The 13,535-nt window shown below is 51.6% G+C and carries 13 protein-coding genes; 7 read left to right on the top strand and 6 right to left on the bottom strand.

Annotation, left to right across the window (positions count from 1 at the left end):
- The first annotated feature begins 13 nt into the window (after window positions 1-13).
- Window positions 14-526: a DUF302 domain-containing protein gene (locus PJDR2_RS01375; protein WP_012772241.1), complete on the top strand. Its 513-nt coding sequence runs from the start codon at window positions 14-16 to the stop codon at window positions 524-526.
- Window positions 527-651: 125 nt separating this feature from the next.
- Here the strand turns inward: PJDR2_RS01375 and PJDR2_RS01370 are convergent, their stop codons facing one another.
- Window positions 652-1,005 (bottom strand): DoxX family protein, encoded by a 354-nt coding sequence (locus PJDR2_RS01370; RefSeq protein ID WP_012772240.1) that lies wholly within the window; start codon window positions 1,003-1,005, stop codon window positions 652-654.
- 135 nt (window positions 1,006-1,140) lie between these two features.
- Between PJDR2_RS01370 and PJDR2_RS01365 the strand changes: the two genes are divergently transcribed.
- Window positions 1,141-1,506 (top strand): winged helix-turn-helix transcriptional regulator, encoded by a 366-nt coding sequence (locus PJDR2_RS01365; RefSeq protein WP_012772239.1) that lies wholly within the window; start codon window positions 1,141-1,143, stop codon window positions 1,504-1,506.
- 46 nt (window positions 1,507-1,552) lie between these two features.
- On the opposite strand, the gene PJDR2_RS01360 is transcribed toward PJDR2_RS01365, so the two are convergent.
- Entirely contained in the window at window positions 1,553-2,191 is a 639-nt protein-coding gene (locus tag PJDR2_RS01360) for an FMN-dependent NADH-azoreductase (protein ID WP_012772238.1), read from the bottom strand.
- A 138-nt stretch (window positions 2,192-2,329) separates the two neighbouring features.
- On the opposite strand from PJDR2_RS01360, the gene PJDR2_RS01355 reads away from it, so the two are divergent.
- On the top strand, window positions 2,330-2,689 hold the full coding sequence (locus tag PJDR2_RS01355) for a winged helix-turn-helix transcriptional regulator (RefSeq protein WP_012772237.1): 360 nt from the start codon (window positions 2,330-2,332) through the stop codon (window positions 2,687-2,689).
- 73 nt (window positions 2,690-2,762) lie between these two features.
- Here the strand turns inward: PJDR2_RS01355 and PJDR2_RS01350 are convergent, their stop codons facing one another.
- The gene (locus PJDR2_RS01350; RefSeq protein WP_041613247.1) at window positions 2,763-4,013 is read right to left on the bottom strand and encodes an MFS transporter; all 1,251 of its coding nucleotides are present in this window, start codon (window positions 4,011-4,013) and stop codon (window positions 2,763-2,765) included.
- Between the two features lie 135 nt (window positions 4,014-4,148).
- Here PJDR2_RS01350 and PJDR2_RS01345 point away from each other — a divergent pair, with 135 nt between their 5' ends.
- The 3 genes from PJDR2_RS01345 (at window position 4,149) to PJDR2_RS01335 (ending at window position 6,557) form a co-directional block, all read left to right on the top strand.
- Window positions 4,149-5,033: a LysR family transcriptional regulator gene (locus PJDR2_RS01345; RefSeq protein ID WP_012772235.1), complete on the top strand. Its 885-nt coding sequence runs from the start codon at window positions 4,149-4,151 to the stop codon at window positions 5,031-5,033.
- An 85-nt stretch (window positions 5,034-5,118) separates the two neighbouring features.
- Window positions 5,119-5,526 (top strand): DUF6855 family protein, encoded by a 408-nt coding sequence (locus PJDR2_RS01340; RefSeq protein WP_012772234.1) that lies wholly within the window; start codon window positions 5,119-5,121, stop codon window positions 5,524-5,526.
- Window positions 5,527-5,696: 170 nt separating this feature from the next.
- Window positions 5,697-6,557, top strand: coding sequence for a hypothetical protein (locus PJDR2_RS01335; protein WP_012772233.1), 861 nt, complete (start codon window positions 5,697-5,699; stop codon window positions 6,555-6,557).
- A 40-nt stretch (window positions 6,558-6,597) separates the two neighbouring features.
- On the opposite strand, the gene PJDR2_RS01330 is transcribed toward PJDR2_RS01335, so the two are convergent.
- The 3 genes from PJDR2_RS01330 to PJDR2_RS01320 all read right to left on the bottom strand — a co-directional run bounded on the left by PJDR2_RS01330 (window position 6,598) and on the right by PJDR2_RS01320 (window position 12,585).
- Window positions 6,598-8,352 (bottom strand): methyl-accepting chemotaxis protein, encoded by a 1,755-nt coding sequence (locus PJDR2_RS01330; RefSeq protein ID WP_012772232.1) that lies wholly within the window; start codon window positions 8,350-8,352, stop codon window positions 6,598-6,600.
- Between the two features lie 157 nt (window positions 8,353-8,509).
- Window positions 8,510-9,667 (bottom strand): YecA family protein, encoded by a 1,158-nt coding sequence (locus tag PJDR2_RS31645; protein WP_012772231.1) that lies wholly within the window; start codon window positions 9,665-9,667, stop codon window positions 8,510-8,512.
- Between the two features lie 140 nt (window positions 9,668-9,807).
- Complete coding sequence (locus tag PJDR2_RS01320) at window positions 9,808-12,585, bottom strand: glycoside hydrolase family 3 C-terminal domain-containing protein (RefSeq protein ID WP_012772230.1); 2,778 nt, start codon at window positions 12,583-12,585, stop codon at window positions 9,808-9,810.
- 225 nt (window positions 12,586-12,810) lie between these two features.
- On the opposite strand from PJDR2_RS01320, the gene PJDR2_RS01315 reads away from it, so the two are divergent.
- A complete protein-coding gene (locus PJDR2_RS01315) occupies window positions 12,811-13,440 on the top strand; it encodes a YfbR-like 5'-deoxynucleotidase (protein ID WP_012772229.1) in 630 nt (209 codons plus the stop codon).
- The last annotated feature ends 95 nt before the right edge of the window (window positions 13,441-13,535 follow it).

The raw sequence follows: 13,535 nt of genomic DNA, 5'->3' as shown, positions 1-13,535 counted from the left end.
AGGAGGATCGCGGATGAGACACGGAGAGCCAATTACAGCTGGTTATGCGATGATCGTAAGAGAAGATATTCCGACAGGACTTTCTTATGAGGCGCTTGTCGCCGCATTTGAGCGGCAGATGGGAAGATGGGATCCGTATATCGGGAACCAGCTTGTCCGGCAGCAGGCATCCTGGGAACAGGTAGAAGCAGCTGTTAAACCGATGGAAGGCCCGCATGGACTGATGATTTTGTCTGAGGTGAATCAAGGGGAGCTCCTATCGCTTCAGAGCGGCATCAAGCAATGCCGTCTTTATCTGGTAGGCAACCCGCTTATCGCGGAGCCTATTCTCGCTGTCGACCGAAGAGCCAGCCTGTACGTCCCCTTCCGCGTCACTCTGTATGATAATGGCGGCCCGCGCGGAGCCATTATATCGTTTGACCGGCCATCCTCGTTCCTCGGCGCGCTTCATCAGCCGACGCTTGCGCCATACGGCAAGCTGCTGGATACAAAAATTTACAGCGTTGTGCGATCCATTATGATGTAGCGACAAGCGTAAACGGCTGCTCCGCCTTAGGAGGGGCAGCATACGTTTCGCGAATTTCTTATATTTTTAAAAAAAGAAGGAGGGTACTGCATGAGGCAGTACCCTCCTTCTTTCGTTCGGCGCGCTTAGAACCGGCCGATTGCCACAAACAAAGCCACGGCAAGCATAATAATGTTCATGCCGATGCTGCCGTATTCCGCGCGCCTTGCATGGAATACGGCAGCGAACAGCATAATGACCGCGATCCCGATTGCCGCGATTGGCGTCAGTACCGGCGCGATATCGGTTGCCCACGGAAGAATTAATCCCAATCCGCCAAGCAGCTCGGACAAGCCGATAAAAGCAACATAGCCCGTAGAAGCATCCTTCGCCCAAGGCATCGTGCTTTTTACTTTATTAGGCTGGAAGGTTTTCATGACACCTGCCGGAATAAACATTAAAGCTAACAATGCTTGCGCGATCCACAATGCAATATTCATAAGATAGATCCTCCTTGATAACGTGTTGTTTATAGCGATATAATAAACCCAAGGGTTAAGTGACGGAAGTAGGCACATCAAATAAACCTAGTATCCAAAAAGAAACCTTAAGCCCCGATTGGGATTGGAGGAATTATGGCAGACGAAAACTGCAGCCGGGTGGAGACCGCATTAGAAATTTTAGTCGGGAAATGGAAGCCCGTTATTTTATATCAGCTGTTCACCAACGGTACGATGCGTTTTAGCGAGCTCCAACGGGCGCTGCCGGACATTACGAAAAAGATGCTGACCTCTCAGCTCAGAGAATTGGAATACCATGACATCGTGCACCGGAAAATCTATATGCAGATCCCCCCGAAGGTCGAATACTCCATCACGGATTACGGGATGAAAATGACCCCTCTCCTGGAAGCGATTAATGCATGGGGCACTATGCATATCCAGCATCTGAACGAGCTGTACAGCGAAGGCCGCAAGCCCGAGGACGCCGAAACGAAATAAAAAACCCCCACCTAAGTGGGGATTTTTTATTGGGAACCCAATCCTATTAGAAGCGTTTGGCGACCTCTTTAGCATGCGCGATTGCCTTTTCTTTGACAGCGGGTGCTTGCTCCTGTGATTGCAATGCCGTTCCTTCGACAAAAATGGCTTCCATGGATTCAATCCCATAGAACCGTAAAATCTTTCTTAGGTAGCTGTAGCCCATTTCAAGCGGGGCTAAAGGACCCTCCGAATATACGGAACCGCTCGCTTGAATGTGCAACGCTTTTTTGCCGGTTAACAAACCTTCAGGACCACTCGCGGTATATCTGAAAGTCTTGCCCGGAATTGAAGTCGCATCCGTATATGCTTTCAAAACCGGCGGAACCGTGAAATTCCACATCGGGGACACGTAGACGTACTTATCGGCAGCCACGAATTGATCAACAAGCTCCTCAAGACGGGCCGTTTTCGTTTTCTCGGCATCCGTCAGCTGATCGAAGGAGGAACCCGACCGAAGCTTTTCCCAGCCTCTTAGAACATCGGCATCTAATTGCGGAATAAGTTCTTTATACAAATCCAAATGAACAACCTCATCCGTTGGATTTGCCTCACGATACGCTTCAATAAATTCTTTGCCTACCGCTAGGCTAAAGGATTGCTCTGGATCAAGGGGATGCGCGGTAATGTACAATACGGTTGCCATGATTCGAAACTTCCCTTCTGTTATGAAATGAAATACGTTTGCTAGGTAGATAATAATATATATACTCACTTATTTTAAGTAGGCACAATAATGTGGTATAGTATTAAAAAAGGTACTGTAAGCGAAGGAGGCGCACGTATGCAAAAGAACACAGTCCAATGTCAATTCGTTACGGCGCTGGATTCGATCGTAGGCAAATGGAAGCCGATTATCCTTTATCATTTGCTACAAGGCAAACCTTTGCGGTTCAATGAGCTAAGAAGATTGCTGCCCGACATCACGCAAAGGATGCTTACGCTCCATCTGCGCGAATTGGAAGAGGAAGAAATCGTTAAACGGGTCATTTATCCGCAAATCCCGCCGAAAGTGGAATACTCCTTCACGGAATACGGCAAAAGCCTGTCTCCGATTTTGGAGTCCCTGCATCAGTGGGGAAAAGCCCATATGGAGCGGAATCAGCTCAAACAGGCGAAAAATGAACAAACAAAAACGGACTAGCGCTCGCATTGCGCTAGTCCGTTTCCTTTTGCATCGGGCCCGTTATGACCTCTTCCGTTGTCTATCCTATGCCTTACGCAACATTTGCTTGTTGAGTACGAACAGCTTTTTTTGCCCGTGGGCGATGATGCAGAATATAATAACCGCCGGCGCAGATCACCGCGACAATACCTGCCACCAGGTACATCATCCGGTAATCCGTCAGGGATGCGATCATCCCCATGAAATACGAGCCTAGCCCGTAACCAAGGTCAAACATGAGGAAAAAGGTACCGTTGGCGCTGCCCCGCCGATGCTCCGGCGACAACTTGATCGCAAGCGTCTGGAAGCACGGCAGCAAGGCTCCGTAACCAATCCCCATAATGACGCCGGCGGACAATACCATAGCCGCGGAATGCGCCTGGCTCAGCAGGAACATGCCCACCGCAAATAGCCCAATGCCCGGATAATACAAATAATGCTCTTTGTAACGGTCGAACACTTTGCCGATAACCGGCCGGAAAACGACGATCATCACGGCAAACACCATAAAGAAGGTGCCGGTCACTTGCGACTGGTGAATCTCATCGGTAAACGAGGCCATAAAGCTGGATAAAGAGCTATAGGCAAAAGAAAGAATAAAACCAACAAGCGAGATTGGCAGTGCCGCGGGCTCCAGGAAGCTGCTCAAACGCCAGCCTTTTTTTTCCGGCTGCTCCTGGACTAAAGGCTCTGCCTCAGCGGCTGAGGCTTGAATGACCGCTGTCTTCAGCCCTTTTTCGCCCGGCATCTTCAGGACAAAAGCAAAGCCAAGAGACAATGCCGCAATGATGCATATCGCAAGCAGCAGCACGTTAATATTCTGGTCCTTCCACAGGAACAGCCCCAGCGCGGGACCCACGACCATCGCGATACTCATAAACATCGTATAATAGCCCATTCCTTCACCCTGCCGGGACACGGGAACGATTGTTGCCGCAACCGTGCTCATTGCCGTTGAAGCAACCGCGTAGCTCATGCCGTGAATGAAGCGGACAATAAGGAACAGAATAATGCCTTTGGTTCCGAAATAACTGAAGCAGGCGAGCAGGAAAATAATCATCCCGATAATCGCCATTTTACGTTTGCCGAAGCGGTCGACCCACTGGCCGGAGAATGGCCGGATCAGCACGCCGCCAATGACGTAAATCGTAATGACTAGACCCATCTGCTGCTGGCCGCCGTGCAGGCTATCCCGGACATACAGCGGAAACGCCGTCGTCAGGACGTAAAAGGTCAGGAACATGAAAAAACTGCTCACGCAAATAGTGACGAAGTTTCTCGTCCAGATTTTCTCTTTTAGCAAGGTTAACGCTCTCCAATCCCTGTTTGAAACTTTCTGTATATGCTGAATCATTATAAAATCTCAAATTTATAAAGTATAATACTTATTTTATAATGAAATCATCACATGAAAGTTATATAAGGGAGAGTGATCCGCTTGGAGTTTCTCCAGTTGAAATATTTTCAAGCCGTCGCCCGGCATGAGCATATTACGAAAGCCGCGAAGGAGCTGAACGTCTCGCAGCCGTCGCTCAGCAACTCCATCAACCGGCTGGAAAAACGGCTTGGCGTGCCTCTTTTCGAACGGCAAGGCAGGCACGTCAAGCTGAATGCATTCGGCAAGACTTATCTCAACCGCGTTGAACGGGCCTTTCTCGAGCTTGAAGAAGGCGAACGCGAAATTACGGATATGGCCGGGCTTGAGCATGGCACCGTGTCCATCTCCGTTACGCTGCCTTATGTGCTGCCCATGATGCTGAAGGAATTTCTGACGCGGCATCCGCATGTCCGGATTATCCAGCATCAGCTTGGTTCCGTCTCGGACATGCTTAGCGAGCTGGAAAATGCGGATATCGATTTCTGCATTTCGACCACCCCGATGAACGGGCCGGACATTGAGTGGCTTACCCTTGCGGAAGAAGAGCTTTGTCTGACGGTACCGAAGGGGCATCCTTTCGCATCGCGGGAGAGCATCTCCTTGATTGAAGCGGCGAACGAGCCGTTTATCTCGCTCTCCTCCCGCTCCAACTTCCGCGAAATTACGGACGGCTTCTGCCGGAAAGCCGGCTTCGAGCCGCGGATCGCCTTCGAGCTTGAAGAGGTCAGCTCCATCCAGACGCTTGTCGAGATGGGTCTTGGCATCACCTTTACCCTTCCGCTGTCGCTGGGCAACCGGGCGTCGAGCCCGGGCACCGTGCAGCTCAAAATCTCCGATCCGGTCTGCCGCCGCACCTTCGGCATCGCCTGGAACCGGAAGCATTACCTTTCCCAAGCAGCAGTCCGTTTCCGCGAGTTCGTGATCAGCTTCTTCGGCAAGATGTAGCCAGCCTTACGAATCAAAAGAGGAATGGGATACCTGACCGCAGAAGAAAAGGAATTAAGTAAACGCAAAAGGAGCTGTGAAGCCATTGTCGTCAGCAGCAGGAACCAAGGAAAACCCATGGAAGCTAAAGACTCCTCCCCTCACCTCCGAGTATGAGATGTATAAGGATGAGAAGGACGGAAAAGCCATTATCGTCTGTACCGTCGGCAAGACGGTGCTCCACTACGACTACCGCTGCATGGACGATTTATACGCCATGCTGAAGGAGCATGGCGACTGGATCGAGTTGGGCAGTGCCGACGAGCAGAAGCCTGCAAAAGACGGTACCGTAGAAGCCTGGGGACGCTCCCCGGAGAATCCGGTAGGCGGATGGTATGGCCTTAAAAAAGGGCTGCGCGGCAGATTTGGCATGTACATCCCGCCATTAATGGAGGCCTTGGGCCTCGCAGAGGTTGAACATAATCCAAGAAATAACCGGATGCGGGCCATATAGCCCGTGAGCCAACAAAGGATGTCCCGCCTGTTAAAGCGGAACATCCTTTGTTTATTTGCGTGCCTTCCTCACATTATCTTCCCCTAATCTAGCAGGGCTTCTGCTTTAACGAAAGCGAATGTATGCGAATACATTAATGTATGATCTACGCATAGGAAGGGGTTGTCCCCGTGAAAATTGCCGTTGCTGTCATACATGGGATCGGTCAAAGCAGGGAGAATTTCCACGCCGAGCTGGCCAGCAATCTGTGTGCCCAGATGGCTATTGTGAATCCGAGCGTAAAGCTGCATGTGGAAGGCATCTATTGGGGAGATATTGTGAACCGGCTGGAGGAGCGGTTATGGAGCCGGATTCGCGGCAAGCCGCTGCGCTGGGCCAAATGGATACGGTTAAGACCCTTCTTCGTAAACCAGCTGGGCGAAGCCATTGCCTACCAGGCTGTCCCCCGCGACAATGATCCCACACCCGATGATTATATTTATGACGAGATTCACCGGCGTTTTGCCGTATGTCTGCAGCGCCTGTCCGATCTCGCGGGACAAGATGCACCGCTCTGCATTATCTCTCACAGCCTCGGGTCTATCATATCGAGCAATTTTTTCCACGACTTGCAAAACAATAAACTGACGCCCAAAGTCTCGGAGGTTATCGGAACCAGCGAGTCCAGGCTGGTGCATGGCGAGACCTTAACTCACTTCTACACGCTTGGCAGCCCGCTTGCCGTATGGGCTTTGCGCTTTAAGGATTTTGGCGTGCCCATTGCGGTTCCCGCCTCACCGCTTCAAGGACTTGGGATTGGCGAGTGGGTGAACTTCTACGACACCGATGATGTCATCGCCTATCCCATCAAGCCACTAAACGAACGCTATAAAAAAGTCGTCACCGCGGATATCGAAGTAGAATGTCCGGGCCTGCTAAGCTGGACGCCTTTATCCCACCGCAAATACTTTCAAACGCAAGCCGTCATCGACCGGATCGTTCATTCTCTGAGCACGCTGCAGGTGTATTACGAAGAAGAAGCCCGGCCATAAGAGGCCGGGCTTCTTGGCTATTGATAATTCAATGATAAGACTAGAGCTTAAATTTGCCTACCGCCGCTTCCAAACCTTCGCTGCGGCTCTTCAACTGTTCGGTTGTGTCCGCAATCCGTTTAGCTGCTTCCAGCTGATGCTTCGACATCTGCTCCAGCGTGGCCGAGCTGTCTGCGGTTGCGCGGGAAATCTGAGCGATCTGCTCAACCGAAGCGGCTACTTCCTCGGAGCCGGCCAACACTTCTTCAGCCGCTGCCGAGATCTCCTGAATCTGGCTGTTTACATGAATGAACTGATCCATCGTCCGGTCGAACAAAGCTTCTACCCGGCCCGACAGCTCCGTGCCTTTTACCATCTCGACACTGCCCGCCTGCATTCTATCGCCGATATGGACGGACTCCTGTCCAATCTGTTCGAGCAAGGATGTTACCTGGGAGGCCGAGATAGCGGATGCTTCTGCCAGCTTGCGTACCTCTCCGGCTACAATGGCGAAGCCTGAACCATGCTCGCCTGCGCGGGCCGCTTCAATGGAAGCGTTCAGCGCAAGCAGCTTCGTCTGGTCCGAGATGCTCGTAATTGACTGAAGCACCGGCTCAATCTGCTGCATATAGCTCTGCAGAAGCCCCACCGAGTCTGCCGTCTGCTTAGCTACCGAGGCCATCAGCTCGACCTGCTGCCGCAACCCGTGTATGGATTCCCTTCCATGCTCGGCCGACTCCAGCGCTTCATGCGATACGCTTGATACCTGCATGGAAGCCTCGGATACGCGCTGGATCGCCTGCGTGATATCCTCCATCGAGCTGGCGCTTTCTTCCGCTCCCATCCGTTGATGACGCGCGCCATCGGCCATCGTCGTTACGGAATGCTCGAGCTTCTCGTTCATCGCGACCATCTGAGCCGCTTCGGTTCCGAACTGCTCCGTCGAATGAACGATGCTTTGCGTTGTCAAAGCCATGTCGCGGACAACATCCTCAAGCGTAACGCCAAGCCGCGCGATCATCTGCGTCATGGCCGAATAGACTTGTCCAATCTCGTCCTTCGACTTCACTTTCGTTACCTGAAGCTGCTGCCTTGCCTCCGCAAGATTGCCGTGGGCGATCGCTTCGGCTCCTTTTACGATAACCCCGAGCGGTCTAAGAGTACGTGCCAGGAAGAAGGCAATAAACAGAAACACGAGTAGAGTGAGCACTCCCATAATAATAAAGAGAGGTACGCTGTCCCCGATAACGTCCTTATAGATCGTTTTCGATACCGATACGTCGGTATCGATGCCAAGCACACCGATCATCTTCCCGCCTGCATCGCGCAGGGGAGCGTAGGAAGAAATATAATCTCCGTATTCCTCATTGCGGATGATGCCGGATTTGGCCGTTTCCCCGTTATTGAGCTTCCCTATAGCATCCAATGGTATATCCGTTACTTCGCCAATCGGCGAAGCGGAGTCTGAATCCTTCGGCTGCCCGTCTATAAGCAGAATCGGCTCTCCCTTATCGTTAATCTGCACCGTATAGACGTACATCGCTCCGATCCGTTCCCTGTACTCATTCATCTGCTCCCGGATCTTCCAGTACAGATCGTTCTCCTGCTGGTCTTTCACAAAATCCGCATAAGCGCTTACATCAAACTGTCCGGCATAAGCCTCTGCCATATGAATATTGAAATTGCCGATCGCTTCCTCGCTTGCCTTCTTGGTGTTCTGAACCTGAATGTAAATCAAGGCAGATGACAAGAGAACAAGGATCGCCAATATCATCACAGATAACTTCAGTATTAACCGGCTCCGAAACATATACATGCTGTCTTTACCCCTTCGACTAATTATTCCAAATGCCATCCTACGATTTTCCCTATTTTTCCTTAGGTTTCGACATGACCCTGGCATTTTCCTCCATTAGGCAAAAACAAAAACACCTTCAACCATAAAGGCTGAAGGTGTTTTTGCCAGGGCGAAATTAAGCGCCGCAGCATTTCTTGTATTTTTTCCCGCTTCCGCATGGACAAGGCTCATTTCTGCCAACCTTGGCCGATCCGGCACGCTGTTGCATCGGCACGACGTTATGGACTGACGCCACTCCTGCGCCGGACGAATCCAGTTCGTTAGGCTTAAAGCCGCCATTCGACCACATCCGGGTATTGTTGTAGACATTGATAACCAGATGAACAACCATCTCCAGCTGCTCTCTTGACGGAATCTCGATTCCCCGGGCCTCGAAGCCCATCATAATCTCTTCAAGCGGTTTTGCCATCGAGCAATCGAATTGAATTTCCGAGATGAGATCCCGGGCAACCTCTATCTCAGGGCACAAATATTGGAGAACATATTTCTCGAGTCCGGCCAATTGAGGCGTTACCTCATAATAGCCATATTCCGCGTAACGGAGAAACTCTTGTTTGTCCGGGATATAGTAAGGCTTGCCGGCAACGCTCGCCAGCAGCTCTTCCAGCTCCTCCTGATTGTCCTCGTCATAATAATCCGCAAGCAGCCTGCTGCCCGCTACATGCCAGCTCTGCTCCCGGCGGGTCAGCAATTGGCAGATGCGGTCAAACTCCGCCTCATTCAGTTGATCCTCGTTCTGCGCATTATAGATCTCGATCAATTGATCAAACGAGCATGCGCCGTATAGATTCATGGCCGCGAGAATATAGTCGTATACCTGCTGACAGCGCTCCCGTTCCTTCAGCAAGGCCGGATTCACAACCTTCGCGTAGGTCTCCTTCACTTCCTCGGGCAGCACGTAATGCAGCTTGTCCCCATCGTAGAACGAATAGACAAGTCCCGCGTTCATAAGAAAAATATACGCTCCGGGAACCAAAGAATCATCCTGCAGCGATGGAACAGCCAGTAGCTTCTGCAGCAACTCCCACTCCTGGGAGGTAGCCATGAGGAGCGCCATGCTCAATTCTTCCGAAGCGATGATCGATGCTTGAACCGCATCCGCGAGCTCCTGCTTCTTCAGCTTGGAGCGTCCTTTAATCTCGTAATTGCCGGCCAGCAGATTCAGCTTGTCCTTCGTCAGAAGCTGCAAAATCTCAGCAAGCCCTGTCTTAACCTCGCTTTTAATCGCATACTGGACATTCATCTGCTGCAATTCTTTTATTAATAATTCCAAGACTTCACACCATTCCTTTGTACGATATCGGTAAATATCCCTTATCTGCTGCTTCTACCATACACGGACAGCTGGCGAATTTCAAATAAAGCCGTAAAAAAGGGATGCCCAAAGGCATCCCTTTCGCATACGTACGGCTGTTATTCCTGCACGAACTCAATCCAGTCAATCTGCATGCCCGGCTTTACGAAATCCAGCTTAAGCTCATATATGCCTGCCGGAAGCTCCACCTTCACCAGCTTCTGGCGGATCCAGGCGCTTTCCGTGCCGTTCGTCTGAACGGTGGTCATCAACTTGCCGTTGATCAGTACGTTGCACGCGCTTTGCGCCCAAGCGAACTCGGTCGACATCAGATGAACCGTAATCCGGTATACGCCGCTTTGCTCGACCTTCATCACAGCCGGCTCTTCCGCCGTAAACGTCACCTGAGCACGGTCGGTCAGAGACTGCGCACGCGGCGCGGACAGTTCCGCGTCCGGCTCGAACCGCTCTGCCTTCTCCTCCGTTACCAGCTCTCTACCGAATACCGGCGCTTTCATAATAAAATCGCAGATGTTCATGGCGCTGCGCTGCAGCTCTCCGCGGGTTAACGTTCCGTTCTCCAGCGATTCCAGCGTATTGTCTCCCCATACATTGGATTCCGCGCCGTAGTTGGACACGACCATATACAGATCGTTCTGGGAACGAACCATCCAGTTCGTGAACTTACGGTCAGCCTGGCCGCCCTCTACAACATCATTCATAACCGCCCACCAGTCGGTCATAACGATACCTTTAAAGCCCCACTCGCCGCGAAGAATCGTTGTGTTCAGATCATAGTTGGAGGCCGCCCAATGGCCGTTAATCGGATTGTAGGAGGTCATGATCGAATTGGCTCCGCCCTCTTTGACCGCAATCTCGAACCCTTTCAGATAAACCTCGCGAAGCGCGCGCTCCGATACAACCGCATTCACGCGGTGACGGTATTGCTCCTGGTTGTTGCAGGCGAAATGCTTCAGCGTCGCATTCGATCCGCCCTTCATAATGCCGCGCGTGCACGCTGCCGCAAACGCTCCGGATACCAGCGGATCCTCGGAGAAATATTCGAAGTTGCGGCCGTTTAACGGGCTGCGGCGGATATTAAGGCCCGGACCAAGGAGAGCATCAATATCGTTGCCGAGCAGCTCCCGCCCTTCCAGCACATACAGCTCTTCTACAAGCTCCGTATTCCAAGTCGCTGCAAGCAGGGTACCGATGGCTACCTGCGTAGCTTTATGGCCGCTGTCCATGCGGATGCCCGATGGACCGTCCGCCGTACAGGCAACCGGAATGCCGAAGGCAAGCAGATTTTCGCTAACCCCGCCAAAGGCCGATGCCGTACCCGGCGTCACCTTCGGGCTGGACATGCCTTCACCCCGGACAATTGCGGCCAGATCCTCATCGCTTAGCTGCGCGATGAAGGACTCCATGCTTACTTGACCGCTCGCTACATCCTGCAGCTTGTAGCCTTGATCGCCCGTCTGCGCGAGGCTCGCCGGCAGGTTGTTCTCGATTCGCTCCGCAAGCGAAACCTTGCGAACCGGCACTTCCGCGGAAGTCAGCTCATACGTGCCGTCTTCCTTGCGGGCGCCCGGCTTCAGCCGCGAGAAGCCGACCGTTGGAGCCATCGCTTCCGTCAGCTGCTCTACCACTTGAAGAGCGTCTACGATATAGCCCTCTTGCCCGTCCACGGCTACCGCCGAGACATTCCGGACGCTATTCCCGACATAAATGCGGTACGTCCCCGCTTCCAGTACATAAGCGGAAGAATGACCCGTCACGCCCGCATCGTCATAGGAAGCCATCGCATGAGCCGGGAAGCTTAACGTAAGCCGCTGCGACTGACCCGGTTGAAGCCCCTTTGTCTTGGCGAATGCCGCCAGTGCTTTTGCAGGCTTGCCCAACTGGCCTTGGGGCGCTTCGTAGTAGACCTGCACCGTTTCTTTACCCGAGTAGACCGAACCGGTATTGGTCACCGTTACGCCAAGCTCGATATGTTCCTTCCCGCCTTTGACCGTAAGCTTAGCCTGATCCGGCACGCTGGCGAAGGTTGCGTAAGACAAGCCATAACCAAATTCGAACTGAACCTTCTCCGGCGCAAACGTCTCGAAGTAGCGGTAGCCAACATAAATATCTTCTTCGTACAAGTTGTTGAGCTCATTGCCATAGTTGCGCGTGGACGGATAATCGTCAATCGAATATGCGATCGTATCCGTTAATTTGCCGCTTGGCGATACGTCTCCAACCAGCACGTCGGCAATCGCGTTGCCGCCCTCCATACCGCCTTGCCATGCGTAAATAATGGATGGAATCGATTTCATTTCATTTCTGTTTAACCAACTCATATCGATAATATTGGATACGTTCAGCACAACGGCCGTTTGCTCGAACTGTGCCGTAACGGCTTGCAGCATAGCGATCTCTTCATCCGTCAGCAGATAACTGCCCGGCTTCACCGCATTGTCCTGATCCTCGCCCGCCGTACGTCCAATAACAACAATCGCCTTGTCCGATTGGCTTCTAGCCTGCGATACAAGCTCTGCCGATAGCGGCATTTCCTTCTGATGCCAAGGCTCCGCCGCCCAGCCGCCGCCGCCGTTATCGAACGGATTCTGCTCGATCCATTTCTCGTAAACAGCCGCCAGCTCTTCGTTAACCTTAACATTCTTCTTGCTTCGCATGCCGTCCAGCAGATTTGTCGTATGGGTTACGTTCACGCTGCCGCCCGACCCTGTTCCGCTGCGGTAGTAGTTCACTTGCGTCCGGCCAAAGATTGCAACGCTTTCGCCGGTACGAACCGGAAGCACTTGTCCGTCGTTCTTAAGCAGAACCGCGCCTTCCGCCGCTACCTTTCTGCTGAACGCCGCAAAACCTTCTAATGGAATGCCATGTGTATTCATTATGTTATCTCCTAATAAGTTTCTAGATGCACTAAGTATTATCATAACAAATTCTATATCGCGAAAACATAATAAACATTCAACTATTTTCCCTTATTAACTATGCGATTACGAGTTTATACATTAATTCCCAAATATCGTTAACGATCCAATAACATTCGGGATATATACTGGAGCAGTGCAGCAGAATATAAACTACCTTATTCCAAGAAAGGAATTCAGCCTATGGGAATTCATACGTACTTTCAGTCGTTAACCGATCTCGAGAGGATTATTCGCTGCCCGGGGAAATTCAAATTTCAGGCGCATAGCGTAGCCGAGCATTCCTGGAAGGTCGTTCAATATGCGAAGACTTTGGCGGATATTGAAGAAATGAACGGAGTCGCCGTGGATTGGAAGAAGCTCTATGAGATTACGAGCAGCCATGACTATGGCGAAATTTTCATTGGAGACATTAAGACACCCGTTAAGCATTACTCCATGGAGCTGCGCTCGATGCTGCTGCAGGTTGAAGAAGGCATGGTCGCGCATTTTATCGACGATCATATTCCTGAGGAGTTCAAGCCGACTTTCCGCAGACAGCTGCGCGAAGGAAAGGACCAATCCGTGGAAGGCCAAATCCTTGAAGTGGCGGATAAGCTGGATCAGATCTACGAGGCTTTTATCGAGCTTCAGCTTGGCAACACGGAAAAAGAATTTATCGTGATGTACCGGTCAGCGCTGATCAAAATCAAAGAAATCAAGCTCCATTGCGTCGATTACTTCCTCGCGCATATTCTCCCCGACCTTGTCGCGCAAGGCGTTAAATCCCCGATTGATATCGAAAAGATTACGAAAGAAGCTTTAGCCGAGTAATCTTCTCTCTCTTTTTCCAAACGCACAAAAGCCAGCCTCTTGCGGCTGGCTTTTTATATTTAGTTCCATTAACCTTCATGGGCCGCGTGATGAGC

Source organism: Paenibacillus sp. JDR-2, assembly GCF_000023585.1.
In the GTDB taxonomy this organism is placed as follows: Bacteria; Bacillota; Bacilli; order Paenibacillales; family Paenibacillaceae; genus Pristimantibacillus.
This window is presented reverse-complemented; position numbering and strand designations above follow the sequence as displayed.